Here is a 25794-nt window from a genome sequence, read left to right as displayed (position 1 = left end):
GCGCTGGACGGCGGGATACCAGGCTGAGACGCCAGAAACCGGACTGCCGGCTGAATGACCGTCTCAGGCCGGAAGAAGCCCGCGCGGGACTGCAACCCGCCCGTCGCTGGAGCCGACCGGCTCCGAGCGCGGGCACGTCGACGGCCGGTGGCCGCGGTCAGCGGACGACGCCGCGCGACTGCCTCGCCGCGGCGCTGGCCGAAGCGACCGGCTCACTCCGCCTAGAGGCCAGCCGCGCGCTCAGTCGCAGTGAAGATCGGATCCGCTTACGCCGCAGGCAATCCGCCGCTTCTTGATCGCATCCCGGATCTCGGGTGGCTTTGAGCGAGCGTTGCCGCGCCGTACCCGGATGGTGTACTGACATCGCGTCAGAGTGTCCCTAGGGTGATTTCTGTAGAGGAGGGTCGCCTCAGGCCCCTGCGCGGGATCCCGCAGACGCGGTTCTGCTCCCGGCCCCGGCTTGCTGCCGTGAGAGGGAACTGGCCACAGTGAGCCGGAGGTTCTGATGCCGCCTGCCTTTCCCTTCGCGGCGGCCCGGAACCATCGTGGTCCGCTGTGCGGCTACTGCGGCGAGCACGCCGTGTCCGGGAGCCTCCAGACCGCTCTGGTGCGCGACTCCTCGGTCATCGACGTGGTGGAATTCGCCTTGCCCGGGCAGCGGATCGTCCACGCGTGCTGCGACGAGCACCTGGCCGTGCTGGTGCGCAAGGCCAAGCTCGAATGGGTCGACGAACAGTGGTGGTTCGGGCTGCTGTGCCAGGCCAGCCGGGACTCGTCGCTGAGCCGCGCATCCCTGCGCCAGATCTCGCGACGGGTACGGCTTTCGACGGAACAACTGGATGCGGCGCTGCGCTGGAACGCCGGGCGGGCCGACCCGGTCGCGCACTTGCCGGGCGGGCAATCCTGCTGAAACGGAATTCGCTGCGGCCCCAAGACCGCGCGTCCCCGGGCGCCGCACGCAACCCGGCCCCGAGCCCACGCGACGGTGGCGCGCAAGCACGTCGCCACTGGCCGAACTCGGCTGTTCGGGTCCGCGTTCCGCGGCTGCCGTGGCGTCGCGTGCGTTGACCCGAGCAGGTACGGGCAGCCGGAACCGCCGAACCGTCGTGCTTGACCAGCGATACCCGCCCCGCGAAAGCGGAACCGCGGTATTCCCGGGCTCGGATACCAGCCGGTGGCCGGGCCGGGGTTGGCGGCACGTGCTGATAGACGATTTCCTTCCGGCGCAACGGTTTCCGCGCGCAGCAGTGAGCGGGCGGAGGTGATGCCGCTCCATCGGCGTTCCCGGTCCGGCACCCCCGGTGGACCGGGAGCGGGCGCCCACCGGATGCTCCCGGCCGCCACTGGCGGTACGCCCTCGGTCCACTGCCGTCCTCCCCCCCGCGCGCGGCAGACGCTGCCGATCGGCGCCGGGTTTCGGCGGGCCAGTCTGCTCCGTGCCGCCGGAGATCCCCCGGCGGGAACGGCCCCCGGGCAGCGACTCGGTCGCCGGGGGCGGCACCCGAGTGCGTGACCGTGACCTGCCGGGATCCTGGTGCGTGTAGGGTCAGTGGCATCCGGGAGCACCCCGTGTGCGGGCACTCGAGCCCGCACCGTCCCCGGACTCCGCCTGGTTCTCGCGCGCCACGTGGTGACGACCGCGGCACGCCGGCCTTCTCGTCCCCGTCTCCGGCGGCTGCCGGGACTGGAGCGTCGTGGACGTACCGCACCGCATTCCGTCGCGGGTCCGCACTGTGCCCGTCCATTCCCCGGGCACCGTCGCCGGCGTGGTCCGCGCGGCTCCGAACGGCTCGGCGGCCGCCGGCCGAAAAGGAGGCCGGCGGTGATCGCGATGCGCGCCGCCCGGACGCCGGCCGCCGCCTGCCCCGTCTGTCCACATGAGAAGAACACGCACGACCCGATCGCGAACCGCTTCTGCGCGGCGACCGCGGCCGGCGCCCGGCGCCGCCGATGCGCCTGCGCCGCAGGAAGCCGCGAAACCAGGAAAGAGGAACAGCACATGACCGCCGAACCCGCCTTCGTCTCCCGCTACGACCAACGGGTCGCCCGGGTGCGGGACCTGCTCGAACAAGACACCGGCCTCACCGAGACGGCCTGCCAGGCCCTCGCCGTGCGGCTGCTGCGCCTCATCGACGAAGCGCCCGAAAAGCTGCGCCGGTAACGCTCGGAAACGCGGTGTCCAGACCACCATCCAGCAAAAGGAACCCGGTGCACCAGCTCACTCTCGGCGTCGTCGCGCATTCGCGGAAACCGGACGAACGCCGGCTGCCCATCCACCCCCGGCATCTCGAGCGGATCGACGCCGACCTGCGCGAGCGCATCTACCTCGAATACGGCTACGGCAAGGACTTCGGCGTGCCCGACGAGCAGCTGAAGGGCACCGTCGCGGGGCTGCGCACGCGGGAGGAGCTCATCGCCGAATGCGACGTCGTCCTGCTCGCCAAACCGGTTCCGAGCGATGTCGCCGAACTCCGGCCGCACCAGGTGCTGTGGGGCTGGCCGCACTGCGTCCAGGACCGGGAACTCACCCAGCTGGCCGTCGACCGCAGGCTGACGCTGATCGCGTTCGAGGCGATGAACCACTGGACCCGCGACGGATCCTTCGGGCTGCACGTGTTCCACAAGAACAACGAGCTGGCCGGCTACTGCTCGGTCCTGCACGCCCTGCAGCTGACCGGGTCGACCGGCGACTACGGACGCCGCCTCCGTGCCGTCGTGATCGGTTTCGGCGCGACCGCACGAGGCGCGGTCACCGCGCTCAACGCGCACGGCGTGCACGACGTGCGCGTCCTCACCGGCCGCGGCGTCGCCGCGGTCGGCTCGCCGATCCACTCCGCGACGATGGTGCACTTCCAGCACGACGCGGACACCCCGGGCGATCCCCGCCGCAGCCACGCGCTCACCGACCGGGGCCGGGTCCCCCTCGCCGGGTTCCTCGCCGAGCACGACATCGTCGTCAACTGCGTGCTGCAGGATCCCGGCGAGCCGCTGACGTTCCTCGGCAAAGCCGACCTGGACGCGTTCGAACCGGGCAGCCTCATCGTCGACGTCTCGTGCGACGAGGGCATGGGCTTCAGCTGGGCCCGGCCCACGTCTTTCGCCGACCCGACATTCGAAGTCGGCGCGGGCATCACTTACTACGCTGTCGACCACAGCCCGTCCTACCTGTGGAGTTCGGCGACCTGGGAGATCAGCGAGGCGCTGCTGCCCCTCCTGCGGCCGGTCCTCGACGGGCCCTCCGCGTGGGGCGCCGACGACGTCGTCGGACGCGCCGTCGAGATCCGTGACGGCGTCATCGCGAACCCGGCGATCCTCGCCTTCCAGCGGCGTTCTGCGGAATACCCCCACCGCGCGACGTAGCCGTCGGCGGCCGCCGGTCCGGTCTCGTCACCCGGCTTCCCAGGTCGGGAAGACGCGGTACCGCGCTCGCACCGGCGGGACGGCTCATCCCGGGAACAGCACACTCGCCAGCACAACATGCACCGCAGTACCGCCGACAATGCTCAGCACCGCGTTGCGGCGCCACCAATGCAGCCCGATCGTCACCGCCAGCGCGATGGTCGGGGCCAGCGCGCTCGGGGACGTCCACGAGACGTCTCGCAGGCAGTAGACCAGCAGGATCACCATCACGCCCGCTGGCATGCGGGTGCTCAGGTACTGCACGGTCCGGCTGGCGCGCAACGGGGCCAGGACCGCGAACGGGAGCGCGCGCAACCCCCACGTGACCGCGGCGGAGACCGCGACCGCGGCGAGCAGGTAAGCGGGGTCAGGCATTGCTCACGCTCCGTTCGGCCACGACGCCGCGGACGATCAGCCCTCCCGCGAACAACAGGAAAGCCGCCAGCAGCAGCTGGCCGGGGAAGAGCACGCGGGCCAAGACCGCGCTCAGGGCGGCTAAGACGGGAGTCGGCAGATCGCCCTTGCGGTCGCGGACGGCGTCGAGCGCCAGCACGACGAACAAGGCCGTCATGGCGAAGTCCAGGCCGACGACGCTGCTGGGGATCAGCGACCCGAGCAAGCCGCCGACCGTCGCTCCGCTGACCCAGAACAGGTGCAGGAACAGTTGCAGCCACAGGATTCGCGCGCCGTTCCACTCCCGCGCACTGTCCGTTGTGGACAGTGCGTAGGACTCGTCGGTGAGGGCGAAGGTGCTGTACGCGCGGGCCGCGCGGCCGCGCACGCGGTGCAGCGGGAAGGACAGGGCGTAGAACACGTGCCGGACGTTGACCAGGAACGCCGAGAGCCCGATCGACGCCAGCGGAGCCGCCGTCGCGGCCAGGCCGACGAGCAGGAATTCGAACGAGCCCGCGTAGATGAACGTGGTGAAGATCGTCGCCCACCACCAGGCCAGGCCCGAATGCGTGAGGAACGCGCCGAACGCGAGCCCGAGCGGGACCAGGCCGATCCCGACGGACCCGCAGTCCTTCAGCGCGGCCAGCGCGGGCGAGCGATCACGGACAGCCAGGTCGGACACGGATTCCACGCTGGGAACACTACGTCAGCTCACGGCTAATGTGGTGTCCGATCATGGCGCTAGAATGCCCTCGTGGGCAAGATAGTGAAACTGGATGCGCTGGACCGGGAAATATTGTTTCACCTCCGCCAGGACGGCAGACTGACCAACGTCGACCTCGCCAAGCGGGTCGGGCTCACCCCTCCCCCGTGCCTGCGCCGGGTCAAGCGCCTCGAGGACGCGGGGGTGATCGCCGGCTACCGCGCGGTGATCGACCCCGGGGCCGTCGGCCGGGGGCTGGAGACGCTGATCGACCTCGAGGTCTACGCGACCGACCGGGCCACGATCGAGGCGCTCGAGGACACCATCGCCTCCTACGAGGAGGTCATCGAGTTCCGGCGGCTCTTCGGCCGCCCCGACTACTTCATCCGCGTCGCGGTCGCCGATCACGCCGCGTACGAGGAGTTCCAGACCCGGAAGCTGTCCGGGCTGCCGGGCGTCCTGCGGGTCACGTCGCATCTGACGATGAAGAAGATCAAGGGCGACGCCTGACCACGTCCCGGGGAACACCTCGGCGCCGTCCGGCGTTGAAGGAGTGAGCACGCCCATCTCTGAGCGGGGCCCGCACAGCGGGGCCCCGTTTGCCGTGTCAGGGGCCGGAAATCCCTCCCGCCCCGAGACTGGCGAGTGATTGAGGTGGGCACCATGGACGAAAACCTGGCCTGGCAGATCGCGCTGGCGCTGCTCCGGGTCGCGATCTCGTGGCTGGCGCGGCAGGCAACGGCTCCCCGGCTCGAGCGCCGCGCCGCGCCGAGGAAGACCCGCTGAACTCCCCCCTGGACGTCGGGTTGGGCGCCGTCGCCCAGCCCGACGTTCCTCCAGGTCACTCCATCCGCAACACGATCTTGCCGAGCTTTCCCGGCGAACCCAGCCGGACATACGCCTCCGGTGCCTGCTCCAGCGGATAAACGCTGTCGACGGGAACCGTGAGCCGACCCGCCGCGAGCGCGCCCAGGAGCCCTTCCCGCAAGCGGGTCGCGAGGACCGCCTTCTCGACGGTGCTGCGGGCCCGGATGGTCGATCCGAGCACCCGGCCGCGGACCCGCATCAGGTCGAACAGCAGCAGCGACGCCTCCTCCCCCGCGCCGACTCCGATGACCAGGATCCGGCCGTACGGCTTGAGCCACCGCACCCGGCGCAGGCAGTCCTTGCCGCCGACCAGTTCGACGACGATGTCGTACGGGCCGTTTTCCTCTTCCTGGTCCGGGGTCACGACCGTCGCGTCCGGGACCAAGGCCTGGACGGCGGCGTGCGATTCCGGGCGGCGCACGCTCGCCACGACGTCGGCTCCGGCGAGTCCGGCGACCTGGAGCATCGCGGTCCCGACACCCCCGGCCGCGCCGGTGACCAGCACTCGGTCGCCCGGGCGCACGCCGGCCTGCTCGACCAGCCCGTCCCAGGCGGTGCTGAACGCTTCGGGGAAACCGGCCGCGCGGACGTCGTCGACCGAGTCCGGGATCGGCAGCAGCAGGCTCGCCGGAACCGCGATGCGTTCGGCGTGGGCGCCGCCGCCGACCACCGCCATCACCCGATCTCCGGCGGCCCAGCCGGTCCCGGCCGGTTGTTCGACCACCCCGGCGATTTCGAGGCCGGGGATGTCGTCCGGCCAGCCGGGCGGAGCGGGGTAGGTGCCCCGGGCCTGCTGCAGGTCCGCCGCGTTCAGTCCGGCCGCGCGGATCCGGACCACCACGTGGTCGCCGTCCGCAGCCGGGTCGGGCGCATCGCTGAGTTCGAAGGTGCCGTTCTTGATCTTCACCGCACGCATGGGCCCAGCTTCGCAGATCTCCTCAGGCGTCGTGCTCTGAGGCCGAACCGGCAGCCGCCGAGCGAGCCAATGCCCGGCCCAGCAACCGTTGAGCACCCGCGTCGGCTCGTGCCCGGGCACGCCCAGGATTCCCCTCGCCGACAGCGCGCAAGACCGGGCAAACCGCGGGATTCCTTGCGCGGCGCGACGCGGGTCAGGACTGCCGGTCCATCGACCCCCAGTCCGCCGGGGCCTCCTCCGCCACCAGGCGGCGCGCTTCGTGCATCACGGCGTCTTCGATCCACGCCAGCGGTTCGGCGTCCACGATCAACGGCTCGTTGTCCGGGCCCCGCGCGATCTCGCGGCCCCGCAGCAGCCACGGGCGCACGCCGGGGCCGCCGCGTTCGCGCAGGTGCTGGTAGTCGTGCAGGCGCCGGGCCAGCCACAGCCGGAGCGAGCGGCCGCGCCACCACGGCTGCCGGGCCAGCGAGTTCGCCGACAGGCCGGGCAGCAGCATCCCAGTGAGCCCGTCGCGGCTTTCCTCGCCGGAGCGCAGGTCCGCGTCCGGGCCGCGCGACCACCGCACGTACAGGTCGTCCTCTCCGGCCCGGCGGAACGCCGAGACCAGTTCGTCCAGGTCGCGTACCACGGGCAGCCGGTCGTCCCATTCCGTCATGGGCGCGGGATTACCCACGTCCGCCGGAGGCAATCAGCGCGCGACGACCCGGACGCCGCGCAGCAGCGGGTCCACCGGGTCGGGCAGGAACATGCCCGCCTCCACGCCGCTGCGCAGGTAGTCGAGCACCGGGCGGGTCAGCACCTCGCCGGGCAGCACGGCCGGGACGCCCGGCGGGTACGGGCTCATCGTCTCGGCGGCGATCCGCCCGGCGGCCTTCTCCACCGGGACCTGTTCGGCCGGGCCGAAGAACGCGTCGCGCGGCAGCATCGCCTGGTCCGGTTCCAGGTCCTCGGGATCCGGCAGGTCCACCGGTTTGGCGCGCGGCAGTTCGTCGGCGTGCTCGGAAAGCGCCCGCAGCGCCTCGACCAGCCGGGCGGCGGTGCTCTCGTCGTCGCCGACGGTCAGCTGGGCGGCGATCCGGCGATGGTCCGACAGCCCGGCGTCGACGCGCTGGTGTTCGCGCAGCCAATGGTTCGCGTCGTAGCCGGAGCAGCCGAGTTCCGACACGTCGATCAGCAGTTTCAGCGGGTCCCGGTCGTCCGCGCGGCCGGGGCCGAGAAGCTCGGCGTCGCCCAGCACGGCGATCCCGGGGATCCCGGCCAGCCGCTCCCGGGTGTCGGCGGCCAGCCGGAGCACTTCGTCGAGCAATTCCTTTCCGTGCTCGACCATCTGCCGGCGCCAGCCGTCGAGCCCGGCGTAGATCAGCGACGACGGGCTGGTGGTGTCGAGCAGATCGGCGCGCATGGCGAGCACGTCGGCGTCCACCAGGTCGCCCCGCAGGTGGTAGACCGAGCCCTGTTCCAGGCCCGCGCCCATTTTGTGCACGCTCGTCACGCACAGGTCGGCGCCCGCGTCCATCGCCCACGCCGGAAGGTCCGGGTGGAACGGGAAGTGCGCGCCCCAAGCCTCGTCGACGATCAGCGGCGCCCCGCGGTCGTGGCAGATCCGCGCGACGCCGCGGATGTCCGCGCAGGAACCGTAATCGGTCGGCGTGATGAGCAGCATTCCCTTCGCCGCCGGGTGTTCCGCGAAGGCCGCCTCGGTTTCGTCCGGACCGGGCGGGTGGGCGAAATGCCGGTCCCGGTCCCAGCGCGGAGGCACCCACACCGGGCGGACGCCGCTGAGGATGAGCCCGGCCACCACGGATTTGTGCGCGTTGCGGGAGATCAGCAGCTCTTCGCCGGGACCCGCGACCGACAGCATCGCCGATTTGACCGACAGCGAGCTGCCGCAGGTGGAGAAGAACGCGCGGTCCGCGTGCACCGCGTCCGCCATCAGGTCCTCGGCCTTGGCCAGCACGCCGCGGTTGAGCGCCCGGTCGTCCAGGCCGTTCATCAGGATGATGTCCGAGGCGAACACGTCGCGGCCGACGATCTCCGCCAGCCGGGGGTCTACGCCGCGGCCCTGCTTGTGTCCGGGCGGCAGGAACGACACGTGCCCGGACGCGCGGAACCGCCGGATCGCCTCGAGCACTGGTGCGCGGGAATGATCGGCCACGCGCCCGGCATACCCAGTCCGGCGAATCTCAAACCCGGGAGCGTTTCGCGGGCCCCGATAGGGGTAGTCCGTGGTGGTCTTCGCACGGAGACGGAGGAATCATGACTCAGATGACAGAAGAACCGAAGCCGGCCGGCGGCCTCGCGGCGCCGCGGCGCACCTGGCCCGGCGACCACGACCCGACGGACCAGAACTGGCAGGAGGTCGGCGACGAAATCGAGCTGATCGCCCAGCGGGCCGGACGGACGTGGCAGCAGCCCGAAACGGACTGACCGCACCCGGGCCGGACGACGGCGAAGACGAGGAACGGGCAGGCGAGGGTGCCTGGACGTACTCCGGTCTTCGCCTTGCGCGGGCTTCCGGCCGGCTTCGCCGAGTCTCCGTCGGCCGTCGATCGGCGCGGCTCAGCGCGCCGCGGGTCGGTCGGCCGGGGTTGCCTGCCGACTGGCCGGAATGGACGGACCCTTCGGACGGTCCTGCTTTCCCGCCATTCTCCCAAACTTCGGCGGCGCTCCCGTTTCCCGGTGAAGCGGGCCGTTGCCGAAGCCCGGAAAGCGTTGCTGAGCAACGGGCACGAGATCGAGGCGGTCGACCTCGGCGCGCGCGGTGGAGGCCGGCTGGAAGGCCGATCAGCCGCAGCCGGCCGCGTCCGGGGTGAAGCTGCTCGTCGCGCTCGACCTGCTCTACCGTTCCGAGTCCATTGTGGACCCAGCACCGACCTGCTCAGCCACTACCGGCCAGAGCGAACGGACTCGGTCGCGCGTCCAGCCGCGGCCGTCCGAGGACAGGTGCGCGGTCAACGTGCCCTCGGCCGTCGAACGGGACCGGATCGCCAGCGTCGTGCGGGCGCGCGTGTCCTTCGGCCCGGCTGCCGCGACGACCTGGCCGGTGACCGGGCCGAACGCGTACGGTTCGGGCCAGTCGTCGGGAACGTATTCGTAGAACGGCACCGCGTCCGGAGGCTTGAGGAACGCGCGGACTTCCGGCGTCGGGAACCGGCAGTGGCGGCGGCAGTCGCGCAGGACGTCGCGGACCTCGACGGCGTATTCCGGGGTCAGCCGCGGCGGTGGGGCCGGCAGCGGAACGTACGCGGTGAGCAGGCACGGCCCCAGCATCCGGCGCCATTCCGGGCGGTCGCGCAGGCTGAAGACGGTGGTGAACGCCAGCGGCCCCGGGCCGGTGTGCGGGCGCATCGCGCAGGCCAAGGCGGCGAACAGCGTGGTGGCGGGAGTCGTGCGGTGCGTCCGCGCGAACCGGTGGACCGCGTCCAGTTCAGCTTTCGAGAGCAGCGTGGCGCGCTCGGCGTACGGCGGGCCGGTCCCGTCCGGCCGGACCGACGCGAACTCCTGGGCCATCGCGTTTTCCCACCACGCCCGGTCTCCGGCTTCCGTCATCCGGCGCAGCCGGTCTTCGGCGGCCGCGTAATCGCCGTACTGCGCGGAGGGCGCGGGCGGCGCGGCACCGCCCAGTTCGGCGGAGTACAGCGCGGCGAGTTCCCGGCAGGTGGCCCAGACCGTGCTCGGATCGGCGACCAGATGGTGCAGGTGCACGGTGAGCAGTTCGCCGCCTACCAGGCGGACCACGAGCGGTCCGGAATCCGGCGGCACCGGTGCGTGCAGGCGGTCGGCGACGTCTTGGCACACCTCGAGAACCGGCGGGCCGGGCGGCGACACCACCTGGGCGTCCTCGGTCACCCGGGTGCGCAGGATTTCGTGCCGGGCCACGAGTTTCGTCAACGTGGCGGCCAGGACGTCCGGGTCGAGCGGCGCGCTCAGCCGGAGGACGGTGTTCATGGTGAACCACTGCCCGGTGAAGTCCGGGCCGTAGTCCATCATCACCCGTTGGAACACCGAAAGCGGGCGGGTGTTCACGCGGCCAGCTCCGCCGCGTAGTCGGCGATCCCGGGCAGCGCGCGCACCAGGTTCTCGTACATCTCGGCAAGCAGTCCGGCGGAGAAACCGCTGTCCCGCCAGGTTTCGTACGGGAGCCCGAAACCGAGCCTCTGCCAGACGTCGGCGTTGCGCTTTTCGGCTTCTCCCAACGGTTCCAGCAGCAGCAACGGCGTCGCGGCCCACAGCGAGTCCAGGCAGGTGCCGCCGCCGGGCTTGCTGACCATCGCCCGCGCCGAGCGGACCAGCTCGAACGAATCCGGATGCGCCTCGCCGCGCGTGTAACTCTCGCGGTTCGCCGGCCGGAGCGGCGGGAAGCCGTTGTCGTGCCAGGGATGCCATTCCGGATCGAGCAGGAAGTGCCGGATCCCGGGCCGGGAGTCCACATCGGACTCCCGGTAGGCCAAAACGTCGAGGGCGAACCCGGCGTCGGTCAGTTCGGCGACGTGCTCGCGATAGGTGCCCATCCCCCAGCCGCCGCCGTGCAGGTACAGCCGGGGCTGGCGCTCCTCCCACGGCAGCGGCGGGCGGGTGCTCACCGGCACGCTGCACGGGACCGTCATCGACGCGCCGTCCACCAGGAAAACGTCCTCGTGCGGCACCTGCCATCCGGCGGCTTTCCGAAACGACGGCGAGGCGATCGCGTCGATATGGCAGAGCACCACGCGTACGGTGCGACCGCGGGCGAGGTAGCGTTCGACGATCGGCAACCAGAAACCGGAGAAGAGCACGAAAGTCTCGACTTGCTCGACGTCCCAGCGGGCGAAGAGTTCGGCTTCGGCTGCCGGGTCGGTCACCGCGGCGGGGTCGGTCGCGAGGCGGTGCCCGGCCTTGGCGAGGCGGAAGTCCCGGTGGAAGGCCCATTTCATCTCGGCGGTGGTGGCCAGTTTCCGTTGCGGCAGCAGCCGTTCGAGGACGCTGACGTCGGCGGCCGCGCCGCGTTCCCGCAGCCGCTGGGCGAGCAGGAGACCCGGCACGTGCACGCCGAGCGCCACGCCGGAAGTGAGCACTTCGATCACGAAAACCTCCCCAGAAAGGCCAAAGCCCGGCGCAAATGCGCGGTCGCCAGCTGGATCGCCGCGGGCGCGCCGCATCCGCGCGGCACCGTCTCGACCAGCATGATCAGGTACAGATAGCACCGGTACAGTGCGAGCCGCACGCGGACCGCGTCGTCGAAGACCAGGTCGCCGCCTGCGTCCCGGTAGCCGCGGCAGAAGTCGGCGTCGCGTTCGATGTCGCCGAAAAGCGCCGTCGACACCAGGTCCGCGAGCGGGTCGCCCCAGAACGCGCGTTCGCCGTCCACGAAACCGGTGATCCCGGAGTCGCCCAGCAGGATGTTGCCTTGCCACAGATCGAAGTGGACCAGCACCGGCGTCCGTACCGCAGACAGGACGCCGGTGCGCGCCAGGAGTGTCGTGCGGATCTGGTCGAGCGGGAGCGCGACGGCGAATCGTTCGGCGTCGGCCAGCACTGCGGCCAGCATCGCGGTGAAGGCGGTGCGCCAGCTCGGCGAAAGCCTGCCGGGGTAGCCGAATCCGGTGCCGGTGATCCGGTGCAGGCCGGCCACGAGACCGCCGAGTTCGGTCCGCCGCGCGGCGCGTTCCGCGGGAGGCAGCCGTCGAGTGGCCCAGCTGTCGCCGGGGAGTTCGGTCATGACCAGGACGTCGCCGTCGACCAAGCGTCCGGAGAAGTCGGTGTGCACCACGCGCGGCACCGGCACGGCAGCAGCGGCCAGTTCGTAGAACCGCGCTTCAGTGCGCAGCAGGCCGCGCTCGTAGGTCAACGCGGGCGCGTCCGGCGGCGGGGACACCTTCACGACCAATTCGGGCGGCCGGACCCGGTAGGCAGTGTTGAAAGTCGCTCCGGTCAGCGGCGTCCATTCCGCCTGCCGCACCCCGGCCTCCCCGAGCACGTCGGCGATCATCTGGTCTCCATTCCGGCCGCCGAGATCGCGTCGAGAAGACCGGCGCGCAGACCCGCGCTCTCGCCGGGGCGGGCCATCAGCGCGCAATAGATCCGGCCGCCCGGTGCCGCGAGTCCGCTGCCGCCGACCAAGACGACTCCGGGCACCGTGCAGCCTCGATAGCGGAGCCTGTGCAACGCGCGGAAAAGGTCGCCGATTCCCTTGCCTGGCGGGACTTTCAAGTCGAACCGCCACAGATGGCAGCGCAGGCCGTGCGGACGGACGCGGCGGTCCAGCAGCAGCGACAACAACCCCAGTGACCGGCGAGCGTTGATCTCCAGCACTGGCACGAGGGTTCCGTCCGCGCGCACCATCGCGTCGATGCCCACCGGTCCCCAATAACCCGCCGAGGCCAGGGCTTCGGCCACCGCGGCGAGGGTTTCGGCGTAGCCGGCGGACGCCAGTTCGGCGAGCAGCGCGTCCGGAGCGGGCTCGGATCCGGCGTGCCGGAAGCCGCGGTTGTGCATCACTTGCACGCCAAGCGTTTCCCAGCGTCCGCTGGGTTCGAGGTGCAGGTGCGCCGAGAAATCCGTGCGCCGGTCGTACCGCGGCTGGACCAGGAGTTCGACGCGGGCCTGCTGTTTCTCCAGCGTGCGCGTGATCGCGCGCAACACCCCGGGCGTGGTCACTTCCAGGGTCGCGCGACCGGACACTCCGTACGGGTCTTTCACCACGCTCGGCCGGGTGCCGACCGCCTCGGCGAGTTCGGCCGCCGACCGGACGACGACGCCCGCGCCGGGCAGTCCGAGCGAGGTGGCCAGCGCGTGCGACCAGGTCTTGGAATTGACCTCGGCCACCGTTTCCGCCGCCGGAAACCGGTGGGCGCGACCGAGTCGGGCGGCCAGCGCGACGGTGTCCGGCAGCACCGCGTAGGGAGCCATTTCCGGTCGTCCAGCGAGCGTCTCCGGGGCCACCGCCCGCTCGACCGGGGTTCCCGGCGGCGCGGGCACCACGCGATGGTCGAACTCGATGCCGCAGCCGGCCAGCGATTCGCGGATCTCCGGCGCCGGGGCGCGGCGGGTGAGCAGCAGGTCGCCCGGCGCACATCCCGCGGCGAGCAGTTCGTCCATGGCGTCGGCGTCGGCGCCGCCGGGCGCGGCGGGCAGGGCGGCCAGGTCCGCGGGCCGCCACCAGCGCTCGGCGTCGAAGGTGCCGAAGTGCGCCGTCGCGGTCATGACGCCGCGAGCGTCCGCAGGAACCCGGTGAACCGGCCGAACACGCGCAGGTCGTCGAGTTCGAGGTGTTCGTAGTCCAGCTGCACGCCGAGTTCGTCCTCGACGCCGAGCAGGAAGGAGATCATCTGCAGGGAGTCCAGGCCGTAGTCGTCGACGAGGTCGGCGTCCGGGCCGATCTCCTCGGCGGCCGTCCCGTTGTCCAGCACGGCGACCAGCACGTCGGTGACCCTGCGTTCGAGGTCTGCCACGGCGTTCACACTCCGTTGAGGTAGAGGAGGACGCACCGCGAGCAGACGGGCATCATCCCGTTCGCGCCGAGGATCCGGCGGACCTCGCGGAAGGATTCGTTGTGCCACAACTGCACCGGATCCGTCTCGTACAGGTTGCCGACGACGAACTCGGGGAAGAACTTGCACGAGCTGACGTTGCCGTCGGCGTGCACCTCCATCCGGTTCGACACCGCGAGGCACCGGCTGCGGTGCTGGGCCGGCTTCGGCGTGCCGAGCACGAAGTCCTCGACCTCGTCCGGTTCGAGCTGCGGCTGGTAGCGGATCCGCACGCGCCACCGCCGGGAAGCCAGCCGCGCCATAGATGCGCGCAGGTCCGGCAGGCATTCCGGAGGCAGCCGGTAGGTGTAGGAATGCCAGGTCGGCCGGGCGGTCCCGGTGTCCGGCCGCAGCCAGGCGAACGACTCGGCGTAGACCCGGTCCATGGCCTCGGCCACCTCGGGGCTGATGTACCAGGGGAACTGGAAGTAGACCGTGTTGACGCCGAGGTCTTCGGCCCATTCCATGAATTCGTACATCGTGTGCACGGTCCGGTGCGACACCATGCAATTCACCGAAACCTCGCCCGCGAAAGCGCCTTCGCGCTTGAGGCCGAGCATCAGTTCGATGTTCTTCGTGGTCCGGGCGAACGTGCCGCGGCCGCGCAGGTCTTCGTGGTCCGCGCCGAGGCCGTCGAGGCTCACCAGCAGGTTGAGGTGTTCGCCGAGCTTCAGGAGATGGTCGAGGTTGCGCTTGAAGAGCAACCCGTTGGTGCAGACGGTGATCGTGCGCGGCGAACGGCACAGCAGCTCGGCGATGTCGCCGAACCGGCTGTGCATCAGCGGTTCGCCGCCCCACACGAACACCTTCGAGCGGACGGATTCCGTGGCGTCCAGCAGCTTCGCGACGATGTCCACGTCGAGTTCGGTCCGCTGCTTGGCGGTGTCGAAGTCCCGGAAGAAACCCTGCTCGCTCCACTGGTAGCAGTGGCTGCAGCGCAGATTGCAGCGGTAGGTCAGCTGCAGGCACAGTTCCCTCGGCAGCGGCGTGGCGTACGCCGGGTCTTCGGCGACGGCCCGGCGCGCCGAAGAGCGGATCGCCACGGTGTGCTTGAGATCGGCGAATTCCTTGGCAGTCAACGTTCTGGTGGTGAGCGGACGCATCGGTCGTCCCCCTCGGGTGCGGCTCGTTCCGAGGTTAGGAACACCGAGGGGGCGGCGGCACCCCTACGCCGGGCGGCAGGGGAAGACCGCGGAACCGGGACAATCGCCGCCAGCCGGGCACGGGCTTCCGGACGCGGGGACCCGCTCCCCGCGTCCGGGAACCGGTCAGGTGGTGGCGCTCTGCAATTTCAGCGGGTTCTTCGGCGCGTCCGGCCGCGCGTCGATCATCCGCTGCCCCAGTTCCTGGAGCCGTTTGCGGCCCATCGCCGAGCGGACCTCCGGGAACCAGTCGTCCTCTTCTTCCTCGACGTGGTGGCGGACGTTTTCCGTCAGCACGGTCACCTTCGCGTCGAAAGTCTCGTCCTCCGGGTCCAGGTCCAGCAGCTCCGACAGCATCCACACCACGACGTGGTGTTCCTCGACGCTTTCCAGCACGTGGTCCTTGGTCTCCGGCACCGCCTCCCGCGCTGCCGGGTAGAAGATCTCTTCCTCGATGTAGGCGTGCACGGTCAGCTCTTCGATGATCGAGTCGACGATGCGGCGCTTTTTCCGGTGGGCGTTCTCCCCCGCTTTCTCGAATTCCTTGAACAGCTTCTCCACCGTCTTGTGGTCGTTCTTGAGCAGCACGATCGCGTCGGTCGACATCGGCGTCCTCACAGTGCGGTCCGGGCGCGGGCAGCGCGGGGTGGGCCGCCCGGCGTTTCTTGGCCCGCGGATTACCCTTTTTACGCCCGGGAAAACGTCGTTTGCGCGCGGGCGGGCGGGGGTACTCCGATGCCCCCGACCCCAGGAGACCATCGGTGAACGACCAGACCGGCGACGTGCTGACCTTCGGCATCGAGGAGGAGTTCTTCGTCGTCGACCGCGAGGGACGGCTGGCCCCGGCCTCCGACGTGGTCGACCACGCCGCGGAAACGGGCGGCGACAACGGCGAGCTGCAGCGCGAACTCATCCAGTCGCAGGCCGAGATCGCCACCGACGTCTGCCGGACCCGCGACGAGGCGCTGCGGCGGCTGCGCGAACTGCGCGAGGACTTGGCCGGGGCCGCGCGCCGGCGGGACTGCCGGCTGCTGCCCGCGGGCGCGCCGCCGGTGCCGGAAGAGGGATTGCCGGGAGTCACCGCGAATCCGCGCTACCAGCGGATCGGCGAGCATTTCGGGGCCACCGCGCGGACGTCGCTGACTTGCGGCTGCCACGTGCACGTCGCGATCCCGGACAAGGAGACCGGCGTCCTGGTGCTCGGGCGGATCCGTCCGTGGCTGCCGGTCCTGCTGACCGTGACCGCGAATTCCGCGATCGCCGACGGTTACGACACCGGATACCAAAGCTGGCGCTACCAGCAGTGGAGCCGGTGGCCCTCGGCCGGCCCGCCGCCGCGGTTCGCGTCGCTCGACGAGTACGAAAGCGTCGTCGACGCGTGGCTGCGCTCGGGCGCGATCCTCGACCGCGGGATGGTCTACTGGGACGTCCGGCTCTCGGAGAAGCAGCCGACCATCGAGTTCCGCATCGCCGACGTCGCCGCGACGCCGGAGGAAGCGGTCCTGCTCGGCGTGCTGGCGCGCGGCCTGGCCGCCACCGCGCTGGACGACGACGCTCCCCCGCCGGACCTGCCGAACGAGGTGCTGCGCGCCCAGCTCTGGCGCGCGTCGCGGGACGGCGTCAGCGGCTGTTGCCCGCATCCGCGCAGCGGCGATCTGGAGCCGACGAAGGCGGTGCTCGCCGACCTGGTCGAGTTCGCCGCGCCCGCGCTGGAATCCGCCGGGGACCTGGAGTTCGCCGCGGAAGCAACGGCGCGGCTGTGCGCCGAGGGCAGCGGCGCGGACCGGCAACGGCGGCGCTTCGCCGAACGGGGGCGCGCGGAGGACGTGGTCGACTTGCTCGCGGGCTCGGCCTGACCGGCGACCGGTGCGGAGCAGCAGGCACCGAGGACAGCACGCACCCGGTGAAGACGACGCGAACATGCTCGCCCCGCCGGTGCCAGGCTGGTCAAGCAGCAGGCACCGACGACGGGCGCTCACCGGTGTGAGGGCGGCGACCGGCCCGGGATGGTTAAGGGCGAATCTGGAGATGGCGACGGCGGGCGTTCACCGGCGCGAGGGCAGCGGGCAAGCTGACCGGGACGGTGAAGGCGGAGCTGGCAGTCCCGCCCCGCCCAACCGCGGCCGGTCAGCGCCGATGTGCCCAAGCCGCGGCCAGGCAGTACGCGCCGAACGCGGCGAGGCCCAGCGCCACCACGGTCAGCAGCACCGTGCCGAACGGCTGGGCGGCAAGGGTCTTCAGGCTGGCGTCCAGCCCGCCCGCCTGTTTCGCGTCGGCGCGGAAACCGGCGTAGCCCAGCAGGAACGCGGTCACCGCGAACACGACGGCCTTGGCCAGGTACCCGGTGGTGCCGAGGCGGCCGACCCAGCGGCGGGTCTTGCCGGGCAGTCCGGCGGGGTCGAGGTCCTCGAGGAAAGTCTGCTTTACGCCCTTGACCCCGGCCGCGACGGCGACGCCCAGCACCACCGCGGCGGCGAGCACCACGAGGGCCGGGCCGGCGGGCAGCTGGAGCAGCTTCGCGGTGAACTCCTGCTGGGTCTGGTCGCTCGAACCGCCGCCGCCGGCGCCCGCGGCCAGGCGGAAGGCGGTGCCGCCGACCGCGAGCACGACGATTCCCCGCGCGGCGGCGCCGAGCCGTTTGCGCGTGCGCTTCCCGCCGCTGGTCCAGGAGTAGCCGGTCGCGGCCATCAGGAACTGCCACAGCCCGAACGCGACCAGCCCGGCGGCGAGCACCCACAGCAGGACCCGGCCGAACGCCGTCGACCCGACCTCCTGCAGGGCGCCCTTCTGGTCGGTCTGCTCGCCGCCGCCGAACGCGACCCGCACGGCGAGGTAGGCGAGGATGAGGTGCACGAGCGCGTAGCAGGCCATCCCGGCGCGGCCGAGCAGCTGCGCGGTGTCGGTCTTTTCGCCTCGGGCGACCTTGTCGGCGATCCGGTTCATGGGGCGGGGATACCCGCTGTGGTCCCGGTTCACTGAGCCAGGTGGCGCAATCCACGACCGGGTCACCGCGGACGCGTCCACAGCGGACTCCGGGCGCCGGGAGGTCAGGGAGCCATGCCGGTTTCCGGCCGCGCCGGGAGCGGACGGCTCGCTCTCCGCCGGGTTCGCGCGGGAAGGGCGGCTTCGTCAAGGTGGTGCACGACCGGGAGCACGCGGTTGAGGCCCAGCAGAGCCAGCGGGCGCAGCACGGCGCGGTGCGGGGCGACCGCGGCGAAGCCCACTCCGCGGCCGCGGGCGTCGTCCGCCTGGTCGGCGAGGGATTTCAGGACCCGAGCCGAGCAGAAGGGCACCTCGGTCAGGTCGACGAGCAGGGTCGCGGGCCGCAGCCCGAGTTCGCCGGACACGATCCGGCGAAGCCAGGGAACGTCGGCGGCGTCGAGGTCCCCGGCGAGGGTGACGACGGTCGACTTCGGGGTCCGGGTCAGGGTGGTCGCGGGACGGCGGGCGGGACACAGGACGGTCAGGCTCAACGGCGAGGCGTTGCTGTGCATGGTTTTCGTTCCCTCCTCGCGAAAGCGGGGTGGGGACCGGGAACACGCGGTCACGGCCGGGACGCGGGAACTCCCCCGTTGGCTGGTGCGATGCGAGCGATTGCCCGGTTGACCGGCGATGCCGCCAACATACCTTCGGGGCGCCCGTTTTGCGCAACCCTGCCTCACCCGCGCGGCGGTACGCACTTCGCGGGGAACCGGGGCGGAGAAAGGTCCGTGCCGTCAGGCGTTCCGGATCCGCCGGTCGATTTCCCGGATCACCGCCAGGCTGCCGTATTCGGCGTTGGACAGCAGCGCCACGTCGAGGTTCTCCGCCGGGTAATGGCGCGCGATGCCGCCGGCGCCCGCGTTGCCGCCGTCCTTGTAGTAGTTCCGCACCGAGCCGTCCGGGCCGAGGGTGAATTCCAGGCCGAAGCCGAACCAGACGTCGCCGTGGTGCCGCACCTGCGGGGTGAGGAACTGCTCGGTGCGCTCGGCCGACAGCAGTTCGCCGGCGCGGACGGCGCGCAGGAACCGCACCAGGTCGGCGACGGTGGCGTGCGCTCCGCCGTCGGGCGAGCCGATCGGCGGATAGCTGAAGATGTTCTGCTTCCACCCGGTGATCCGCCCGTCGGCGCCGGTGACCGGATCCCAGCCCTCGGCCACGTCCGGCGCCGCTTCCCGGCGGTCGAAGAAGTCCGACGCGGTCATGCCCGCCCGCGCGAAAACGGCGCGCCGGACGTGGTCGCGGTAAGCGGTCCCGGTGATTTCCTCGATCGCGAGGCCGACCAGGACGTACCCGGCGTTGCAGTACCGGCAGCCCTCCCCCGGCGGGAAATTCGGCGGTTTGGCGGCGAAGTTGGGCAGGTGGTCGCGGGTGCGCGTCACCGAATAGACCGGCTTGTCGACCCACAGCGCCTCGTAGCTCTCCCCGGCCTCCTCGTCCGCGTCGTCGGCGATCCCGGAGGTGTGCGTGAGCAGGTGCCGCACGGTCACGCGCGGCGAGATCGCCGTGCCGGTCAGCTCGACGATCCCGGTGATCGGCGTGTCCAGCTCGAGCCGCCCTTCGTCCACCAGCTGCAAGGCGGCCACCGCGGTGAAGAGCTTGGTGATGGACGCCGTGTCGAACCGCAGGGCAAGCCGGTTCGGCACCGCCCATCGGCGGCTGGCCTGGCCGTACGCGCCGGAAAACACCACGCGCTCGCCCTGGCGGATCAGCACCGCGCCGGAGAATCGGCCGGCGGCGGCTCGGGAACTCAACCAGGCGTCGAGGCCGGAGAAAGGCATCTGCCGAAGGTAGCTCATCCGACCGTGACCACCCTCGCCCATTCCGGCGGGGCATCGCCTGGCCGTCCTTCCGGAAAGCCGCCGGACGGCAGGCGTGCGGGGACCCCGGGCGCGGAAGGCCCGGGGTCCCCCGGCACTGGTCACTTCGCCTTGTTCTTGACTTCCTTCGCTTTCCCCTTGAGCGAGCCCTTGACGTCCTGCGTCGGCGAGTACGTCCCGTACAGCGCCGGGTCCGGCTTGGGAGCCGTGCCGGGGCCGCCGAGCGGTTTCGGGTCGGTGAGGTACTCGATGCCCTCCCCGCCGAAGCTCCAGCCCGCCTTCGCCCCGTCCGGGCCGTCCGACAGGTGCCACACCGTGTTGTTGTGGTCCTGGTTCTCCTCGTCGAACAACGCGTTCGGCGCGATCTCGCTCTCCAGGCCGTCCGCCTTCAGTTCTTCGATCGCGGCCAGCCACTGCTTCTGGTGCACGGTGTCGCGCGCGAGGTTGAACTGCAGCATCGCCTTCACGCCGGGGTCGTCGGTCATCCGGTACAGCCGCGCGGTCTGCAGCCTGCCCTGCGCCTCGGCCGCCGCGTTCGCCCGGAAGTCGGCGAGCAGGTTGCCGGAGGCGACGATGTACTTGCCGTTCCATGGCGTGCCGTTGGAGTCGGCGGGCAGCGCGCCGCCGCCGGCCACGATCGCCTGCTGCGGGTCCATCCCGCCGATCACCGCCGCCATCACCGGGTCCTTCACCGCTTCCGCGGTCGCGGTGGCCGGCGCGCCCTCCAGCAGCCGCGCGACCATCGTGGCGAGCATCTCGACGTGCCCGATCTCCTCGGTCGCGGTGTCCATGATCAGGTCCTTGTACTTGCCCTCGATGCGGCAGTTCCAGCCCTGGAACAGGTACTGCATGGTCACCGTCATCTCGCCGAACGCGCCGCCGATCAGCTCCTGGAGCTTGTGCGCGTACACCGGATCCGGCTTTTCGGGCTTGGCCTCGAACTGCAGCAGCTTGGTGTGTCGGAACATCAGCGTCCTTTCCCGGGGTGTCGAGCCGGGCGGCCTGCCCGGCCGGTCCGGCAGGAGTGCCCCCGATCCCCCGGCCTACACCCGGCGATCGGTTGATTTTTCACGGAGTCCGGCGCGGCAGCGGCGCGGTGGCCGGGCCTTCGAGCACGCTGCCGTCGACGTCGAACCGCGAACCGTGGCACGGGCAGTCCCAGCTGCGTTCCGCGGCGTTGAACCGCACGAAGCAGCCGAGATGCGTACAGCGCAGGGAAACCGCGTGCAAGGCGCCTTCGCGGTCTCGGTAAACGCCTTTGCGGCCGTGTCCGTCCGCCAGCACCTTCGCCTGGTCCACGGCGATGTCGTCGGTGCTTTTCGCGTCGGCCGGGGCGAGCCGGTCGCCGACGAAGTCCTTCGCCACCTTCGCGTTCTGCTGCACCAGTTTCGGGGCTGACCGCAGCGAAATCCGTTGCGGGGAAAAGAGGTCCCGATGCGGATTGGCCGATCCGGTGATCCCGTCGGCCACGACGGCCGCCGCCGCGGTCCCCATCGCCAGCCCCCATTTGCCGAACCCGGTCTCGACCCACAGCTTCCGGGCGCCCGGGAGGTACGGCCCGGCGAGCGGGATGCTGTCGTAGGCCTTCGGATCCTGCGCGGACCACCGGTGCGTGACCGCGTCGAGGTCGAAGTGCCGCGCGGCGAACTCGCCCAGTTCGGTATAGCGGGCGAAGTCGACCGGATCGCCCGCCGGATGGCCCTGCCCGCCGACGATCAGCCGGTCCTCGTAGGAGGCGAAAGACCACAATGGACTCCCGGCGCTGATCGCCAGGTCCTGCGGCGGTGTGCCGGATTTCAGGGTCGCGGCCACGCAATACGACCGCTGCACCTCCAACCGGGGGAAGAAAAACCCTCGATCGAGGATCGGATAGTGCGTCGCGACGACCACGTTCTCGGCGTCGAGTTCGCCGTCGCCGGTCGTGACGTGATACGGCGGCGCGGCGCTGACGTGCTGCACCCGGCTGTTCTCGAAGACCCGCCCGCCCTCGGCCTCGACGGCGTCGGCGAGCCCGCGCACGTAGTCGGCCGGGTGGAGCGCGAGTTGTTCGGGCAGCCGCACCGCGCCGTGCACCGGCACCGGCAGGTCGAGCGTCGTCGTCCACTCGACCGGCAGACCGGCCTGGTGCGCCGCTTCGTACTCGGCCCGCACGGTGTCCACCTCGTCGGCGTCCATCGCGAATGTCGCGGCGGGCAGCCTGCGGAGCCCGCAGTCGATCGGCTCGGCCAGCTCCGCGACCAGTTCCACCCCGGCCTGCGCCGCCTCGGCGTAGGCCGTCGCGGTGGCGGCGCCGTGCTCGCGGACGAGCGTCGAGTACACAGTGGACTGCAAGGCGGTGACCTTGGCGGTGTTGTTGCCGCTGGCCCCCTCCGCGACCCGCCCCGATTCGAGGACGACCACGTCGACCCCTCGGCGGGCGAGCAGCAGCGCCGTGGTCAGTCCCGCGATGCCCCCGCCGAGAATGGCGGCTTCGGCGCGTTCCCGGCAGCTCAAGGACGACCGGCTGGTCGCCGAGGCGGTCGCGAGCCAGAGGGATTGGTCTGCGGTAGTGGTCATCAGAGGCTCCGCCGGGTGCCCATCGGGAGGACGCCGAGCACGATCATCGCCAGGGCGAGGCCGAGATGCAGCCAGTTGTCGGCGGTGTTGACCGGGATGAAATTGGCCGCGCTGCCGTGGTCGACGACCAGCCCGTACACCCACAGCGCCAGGTAGACGACCCCGCCGACGACGAGGAAGTTTTTCGCCCCGGCCGGTGTGCGGGCCAGCGCGAGCCCGGCGACGCCGAAGGCCAGGTGCACGAGGTTGTGCAGGATCGACACGCTGAACAGCCCGAGCAGCAGCGCGCCGGAATGGTGCCCGGCCACGGCGAGCTGGTCGTACTGCGTGGTGACGCCCGGGACGAACCCGAGGATGCCGACGAGCAGGAACACCGCGCCCACTCCGGCGGCGACGAGCTGGCGCGGCGTGCGCCGCGCAACGGCAGTTGACATGTCCGGAGCCCTCCCTGAATCGCCCGCGCCGGGTCCGGCGCGGAGTCGTCCGGATAACCCGTGCCGGATCGGGCAAACCTCGGACCCTCGTCCGGGGACGGGAGATCCGGTGGTCCAGCGGGCAACCGGCGTCCGGAATCCGGTTTGAACCGGGCCGCCGCGGGCAACCGCGAGCATGCGACTGCGGCGGAGCGAGCTGTCCTCGCCAGGCATCCAGCGGCAGCGGCGCGGCCGCGGCTTCCGGTACCTCGCGCCGGACGGCTCCCCGGTGACCGATCCCGAGGTCCTCGAACGCATCCGCGGCCTCGTGATCCCGCCCGCCTGGCGCCGGGTGTGGATCTGCCCGCATCCGGACGGGCACGTCCAGGCCGTCGGGACCGACGACGCGGGCCGCCGCCAGTACCTGTACCACTCCGAATGGCGGCGGGCGCGCGACGAGGAGAAGCACGACCGGGTGCTCGCGCTGGCGAGCGAACTGCCGGCCGTCCGCGCCGCCATCCGGGAGGACCTGCGCCGGCGGCGCCTCGACCGCCTGCGCGTCTCGGCCGCCGCGCTGCGGATGATCGACCGCGGCGTGTTCCGCAGCGGCGGGGAGGAGTACGCCGAGACCAACGGCTCGCACGGGGCGACCACGCTGCTGCGCGAACACGTGAAGATCAGCGGCGCCGAGCTGACCTTCTGCTACCCCGCGAAAAGCGGCCTGGTCCGGTCGCTGAGCCTGCACGACGCCGAACTCGCCGCCGTCCTCAAGTCGCTCCGCCGCAGCCGCACCGGCACCTCGCGGCTGTTCGTCTACCGCGCCGACGACGGCTGGCACGAACTGCACGCCAGCGATGTCAACGAACGGTTCAAGGAACTGGCGGGCGAGGAATTCACGGTGAAGGACCTGCGGACGTGGCACGCGACGGTCCTCGCCGCCGTCTCCCTCGCCGCCCAGGAGACGCCGACTTCCCAGCGTGGCCGGGCGCGCGCGGAAAGCGCCGCGATCAAAGAAGTCGCGGAGGAACTCGGCAACACGCCCGCGGTCGCCCGGCGTTCGTATGTCGACCCGCGCGTACTGCGGGAATTCGAGCGCGACAACACGATCCGCCGAGCTCTCCGCAAGGCCGACGCGGACGGGCTCGCGGAGGAGGAACTGCGGGAACGGATGGAGAAAGCGGTGATCCGGCTGCTGCGGCGGGCTTCCCGCGGGTGACCGCCGCTGTCGTCCGCCCGGCCGTACGCAACGCTCAGCAGGATCGGGACACGCTCGAAGACGGCCCCCGCGTGGGCGCCGCGGTTGGAAATGCTCGCGATATGGCTGGCGCTGCCCCGAATGCCCACGATTTTCGCGCCGCCGTCGAGCAGCTCCCCGGCCGGCGGCCCGTTCCTTTTCGCCACAGCACATTTCGTCGCGGAATTTCGGCGGCGGTTTTTCCGCCAGTTCCGGACCTCTGCCGCGGGACGAATTCGCGGTTTCGTTTCCGCCGCGCACCGATCCTCGGGAAAGCGGGCGCCCTTCCGTTCCGGGGGTGTAGTGTCGACAGTGTCCGAGAGCATCTCGCACGTGGGCGGTCAAGCTCGCGTCGTCCTCGGCCCCAGTCCGGCCGGTGGCAGCGACCGGGGACGGGAACGACCGCCATGTCACCCCATCTCGACACCGCCGCTCTTCCCGCTCTGAAATCCGCCGAGCAGCCTTCGCGCGCACCGCGCCTGCGGTCGAAGCCGGCCGGGCCCGTCACGGGACACGTCGACGGCGCGTGGTGGCCCCGCACCCGGGACCTGGGCACGGAATTGCCCGCGCTGCTCGTCCTGCCAGCCTTGCGGCTGGACCGGATCGAACGCGTCGCCTACTGCCTCGCCGACTGGCCGCGGGCCCCGCGCCACCTCACCGTGGACGGCGCGGTCGTCCGGCTCGAAGGATTCCGCTCGCAGCGTCCCGGCACCGTGACCATCGTCGGCGCGCGGGACCGGCTCACGCTGCTGGTCGTGCCGCCGGAGACCGAGCCGGCCGACGCCGAGCACATCCTGACGACCGCGGCTCACCGGGACAATCGCGACACTGTCGAGAACCTGCTCGCCACCGGCAACGCGCACGGGACCGGCACGGCGGCGGACTCCGGCGACGAGGCCGCCCAGCGCTGGGACGCCGAGGGCGGCCGCCTCCCCGCATCGGTCTGACCCCTGCCTCGCGAAACCCGGCGAAACGATCACCCCGCCGGAAGACTTCCCCGCCCGGCAACGGGGAAGGGGTGGCCTCTTCCCGCCCTCCCCCGCGAAGGAGGCCACCCGCCGGAGCGGTCCCGCCCCGGCCGTCAATCCGCCCGCCGGTCCCCGGCCGGCTCGCCGGATCGTCCGCGGCTGTGTGGTCACCGCCGCTGCCGCGGACAGGCCGGGCATCCCCGAGTACGAGGGTGCCCGGCCACCAGCCCGGCCGCGCACGGCTTATCGGCCGCTCACCGCGGGAGCCGCGGAGGCGCAAGCGCCTCGCGAGCAGAGGGCAGGATCCGCATGCGCGCCGCGGCGGCCAGTTCGGCGCGTGACCGGGTACGAAAAACTCCAGCGACGCCGCGGAATCCGTGCCGAACTCCTGGCTCAGCCGAGAGCCGATGCACCGGACCGTGCTGTTCCATCGCTGTCGCCGAGTTTCGGAGGCTATGCGCGGCGGGCCGCGAGGAATGCCGCGGCACCCGACCGCACCCGCGCGGGCGAAAAGCTCCGGCAAACGCCGCAGCACGCCATCGTGCGGTCTTTCGGGTTTGACGGGCGCGAGAAGCACCGGATTGGCTCAGCCGAACAGGCACGACGCGCCCCGTCCGTCCATTTCGGACAGAGACTGGGGCCGCCGAGCCCGCCCGACCCGCCCTCTGCGTCCTCCGCCGCGAACCCGCTTTGGCGCTGTCGCTGAATTTCGACACTTGCAGCATCTTGTCCGCGCGCGTCGCGGTCCCGAAGCGGAACACAGATGCCCTGCGCGGCAAGGAAAATTCTCTTCTTCCGATCCTGCACCGGCGTACCGAGAGCCGCTTCCGGGCCGGGCCCGAACATGGACAAAGACCCTTTCGCGGGCTACTGTCACAGTGTTCCGACGTCGCCCC

27 protein-coding genes are annotated in these 25794 nt (G+C 71.3%); 9 read left to right on the top strand and 18 right to left on the bottom strand.

Going from position 1 to position 25794, the window contains the following annotated elements; genetic code table 11:
• Positions 1-580: 580 nt before the first annotated feature.
• The 3 genes from F9C11_RS24175 (at position 581) to F9C11_RS24165 (ending at position 3360) form a co-directional block, all read left to right on the top strand.
• Positions 581-910 carry a hypothetical protein gene (locus F9C11_RS24175; RefSeq protein ID WP_409179646.1) on the top strand — a complete coding sequence of 110 codons (330 nt, stop codon included), beginning with the start codon at positions 581-583 and terminating at the stop codon, positions 908-910.
• A 921-nt stretch (positions 911-1831) separates the two neighbouring features.
• Complete coding sequence (locus F9C11_RS24170) at positions 1832-2161, top strand: RGCVC family protein (RefSeq protein WP_409186962.1); 330 nt, start codon at positions 1832-1834, stop codon at positions 2159-2161.
• A gap of 47 nt (positions 2162-2208) precedes the next feature.
• Positions 2209-3360 carry a N(5)-(carboxyethyl)ornithine synthase gene (locus F9C11_RS24165; RefSeq protein WP_409179645.1) on the top strand — a complete coding sequence of 384 codons (1152 nt, stop codon included), beginning with the start codon at positions 2209-2211 and terminating at the stop codon, positions 3358-3360.
• An 84-nt stretch (positions 3361-3444) separates the two neighbouring features.
• On the opposite strand, the gene F9C11_RS24160 is transcribed toward F9C11_RS24165, so the two are convergent.
• On the bottom strand, positions 3445-3774 hold the full coding sequence (locus F9C11_RS24160) for a branched-chain amino acid transporter permease (RefSeq protein ID WP_409179644.1): 330 nt from the start codon (positions 3772-3774) through the stop codon (positions 3445-3447).
• Positions 3767-4483 (bottom strand): AzlC family ABC transporter permease, encoded by a 717-nt coding sequence (locus tag F9C11_RS24155; protein ID WP_409179643.1) that lies wholly within the window; start codon positions 4481-4483, stop codon positions 3767-3769. Before F9C11_RS24155 ends, F9C11_RS24160 begins: the two co-directional genes overlap by 8 nt.
• Positions 4484-4546: 63 nt before the next feature.
• Between F9C11_RS24155 and F9C11_RS24150 the strand changes: the two genes are divergently transcribed.
• Both F9C11_RS24150 and F9C11_RS24145 read left to right on the top strand, forming a co-directional pair.
• Positions 4547-5005 carry an Lrp/AsnC family transcriptional regulator gene (locus F9C11_RS24150; protein ID WP_409179642.1) on the top strand — a complete coding sequence of 153 codons (459 nt, stop codon included), beginning with the start codon at positions 4547-4549 and terminating at the stop codon, positions 5003-5005.
• 153 nt (positions 5006-5158) lie between these two features.
• Positions 5159-5281 (top strand): hypothetical protein, encoded by a 123-nt coding sequence (locus F9C11_RS24145; RefSeq protein WP_409179641.1) that lies wholly within the window; start codon positions 5159-5161, stop codon positions 5279-5281.
• A gap of 55 nt (positions 5282-5336) precedes the next feature.
• Here F9C11_RS24145 and F9C11_RS24140 read toward each other — a convergent pair whose 3' ends face one another.
• From F9C11_RS24140 to F9C11_RS24130, 3 genes are all read right to left on the bottom strand, one after another.
• Complete coding sequence (locus F9C11_RS24140; RefSeq protein ID WP_409179640.1) at positions 5337-6278, bottom strand: zinc-binding dehydrogenase; 942 nt, start codon at positions 6276-6278, stop codon at positions 5337-5339.
• A 193-nt stretch (positions 6279-6471) separates the two neighbouring features.
• Positions 6472-6933: a DUF6098 family protein gene (locus F9C11_RS24135; RefSeq protein ID WP_409179639.1), complete on the bottom strand. Its 462-nt coding sequence runs from the start codon at positions 6931-6933 to the stop codon at positions 6472-6474.
• Positions 6934-6966: 33 nt separating this feature from the next.
• Positions 6967-8433, bottom strand: a complete 1467-nt coding sequence (locus F9C11_RS24130; RefSeq protein WP_409179638.1) for an aminotransferase class I/II-fold pyridoxal phosphate-dependent enzyme — start codon at positions 8431-8433, stop codon at positions 6967-6969.
• Between the two features lie 110 nt (positions 8434-8543).
• Here F9C11_RS24130 and F9C11_RS24125 point away from each other — a divergent pair, with 110 nt between their 5' ends.
• Positions 8544-8705: a hypothetical protein gene (locus tag F9C11_RS24125; protein ID WP_409179637.1), complete on the top strand. Its 162-nt coding sequence runs from the start codon at positions 8544-8546 to the stop codon at positions 8703-8705.
• 411 nt (positions 8706-9116) lie between these two features.
• Here F9C11_RS24125 and F9C11_RS24120 read toward each other — a convergent pair whose 3' ends face one another.
• The 7 genes from F9C11_RS24120 to F9C11_RS24090 all read right to left on the bottom strand — a co-directional run bounded on the left by F9C11_RS24120 (position 9117) and on the right by F9C11_RS24090 (position 15534).
• Entirely contained in the window at positions 9117-10304 is a 1188-nt protein-coding gene (locus F9C11_RS24120; RefSeq protein ID WP_409179636.1) for a condensation domain-containing protein, read from the bottom strand.
• Positions 10301-11341 (bottom strand): hypothetical protein, encoded by a 1041-nt coding sequence (locus tag F9C11_RS24115; RefSeq protein ID WP_409179635.1) that lies wholly within the window; start codon positions 11339-11341, stop codon positions 10301-10303. Before F9C11_RS24115 ends, F9C11_RS24120 begins: the two co-directional genes overlap by 4 nt.
• Positions 11338-12246: a phosphotransferase family protein gene (locus F9C11_RS24110; RefSeq protein ID WP_409179634.1), complete on the bottom strand. Its 909-nt coding sequence runs from the start codon at positions 12244-12246 to the stop codon at positions 11338-11340. Before F9C11_RS24110 ends, F9C11_RS24115 begins: the two co-directional genes overlap by 4 nt.
• Positions 12243-13460, bottom strand: a complete 1218-nt coding sequence (locus F9C11_RS24105; RefSeq protein WP_409179633.1) for a hypothetical protein — start codon at positions 13458-13460, stop codon at positions 12243-12245. Before F9C11_RS24105 ends, F9C11_RS24110 begins: the two co-directional genes overlap by 4 nt.
• The gene (locus F9C11_RS24100; protein WP_409179632.1) at positions 13457-13708 is read right to left on the bottom strand and encodes an acyl carrier protein; all 252 of its coding nucleotides are present in this window, start codon (positions 13706-13708) and stop codon (positions 13457-13459) included. The genes F9C11_RS24105 and F9C11_RS24100 overlap by 4 nt, the downstream gene beginning before the upstream one ends.
• 5 nt (positions 13709-13713) lie before the next feature.
• Positions 13714-14889, bottom strand: coding sequence for a radical SAM protein (locus tag F9C11_RS24095; protein WP_409179631.1), 1176 nt, complete (start codon positions 14887-14889; stop codon positions 13714-13716).
• Positions 14890-15054: 165 nt separating this feature from the next.
• The gene (locus tag F9C11_RS24090) at positions 15055-15534 is read right to left on the bottom strand and encodes a hemerythrin domain-containing protein (protein ID WP_409179630.1); all 480 of its coding nucleotides are present in this window, start codon (positions 15532-15534) and stop codon (positions 15055-15057) included.
• 155 nt (positions 15535-15689) lie between these two features.
• Between F9C11_RS24090 and F9C11_RS24085 the strand changes: the two genes are divergently transcribed.
• Positions 15690-16784, top strand: a complete 1095-nt coding sequence (locus tag F9C11_RS24085; protein ID WP_409179629.1) for a glutamate--cysteine ligase — start codon at positions 15690-15692, stop codon at positions 16782-16784.
• A gap of 271 nt (positions 16785-17055) precedes the next feature.
• Here the strand turns inward: F9C11_RS24085 and F9C11_RS24080 are convergent, their stop codons facing one another.
• From F9C11_RS24080 to F9C11_RS24055, 6 genes are all read right to left on the bottom strand, one after another.
• Positions 17056-17871: a DUF1206 domain-containing protein gene (locus tag F9C11_RS24080; protein ID WP_409179628.1), complete on the bottom strand. Its 816-nt coding sequence runs from the start codon at positions 17869-17871 to the stop codon at positions 17056-17058.
• Between the two features lie 104 nt (positions 17872-17975).
• Positions 17976-18422 (bottom strand): STAS domain-containing protein, encoded by a 447-nt coding sequence (locus F9C11_RS24075; protein ID WP_409179627.1) that lies wholly within the window; start codon positions 18420-18422, stop codon positions 17976-17978.
• Between the two features lie 222 nt (positions 18423-18644).
• On the bottom strand, positions 18645-19688 hold the full coding sequence (locus F9C11_RS24070) for a serine hydrolase domain-containing protein (RefSeq protein WP_409179626.1): 1044 nt from the start codon (positions 19686-19688) through the stop codon (positions 18645-18647).
• 140 nt (positions 19689-19828) lie between these two features.
• Complete coding sequence (locus F9C11_RS24065) at positions 19829-20695, bottom strand: manganese catalase family protein (RefSeq protein ID WP_409179625.1); 867 nt, start codon at positions 20693-20695, stop codon at positions 19829-19831.
• 100 nt (positions 20696-20795) lie between these two features.
• A complete protein-coding gene (locus F9C11_RS24060) occupies positions 20796-22283 on the bottom strand; it encodes an FAD-dependent oxidoreductase (protein ID WP_409179624.1) in 1488 nt (495 codons plus the stop codon).
• Positions 22283-22717 carry a DUF4383 domain-containing protein gene (locus F9C11_RS24055; RefSeq protein WP_409179623.1) on the bottom strand — a complete coding sequence of 145 codons (435 nt, stop codon included), beginning with the start codon at positions 22715-22717 and terminating at the stop codon, positions 22283-22285. Before F9C11_RS24055 ends, F9C11_RS24060 begins: the two co-directional genes overlap by 1 nt.
• A 175-nt stretch (positions 22718-22892) precedes the next feature.
• Here F9C11_RS24055 and F9C11_RS24050 point away from each other — a divergent pair, with 175 nt between their 5' ends.
• Entirely contained in the window at positions 22893-23912 is a 1020-nt protein-coding gene (locus F9C11_RS24050; RefSeq protein ID WP_409179622.1) for a DNA topoisomerase IB, read from the top strand.
• Between the two features lie 425 nt (positions 23913-24337).
• Positions 24338-24877 (top strand): DUF5994 family protein, encoded by a 540-nt coding sequence (locus F9C11_RS24045; RefSeq protein WP_409179620.1) that lies wholly within the window; start codon positions 24338-24340, stop codon positions 24875-24877.
• Positions 24878-25794: the final 917 nt, after the last annotated feature.

Source organism: Amycolatopsis sp. VS8301801F10, from assembly GCF_046195355.1.
Taxonomy (GTDB): Bacteria; Actinomycetota; Actinomycetes; order Mycobacteriales; family Pseudonocardiaceae; genus Amycolatopsis.
This window is presented reverse-complemented; position numbering and strand designations above follow the sequence as displayed.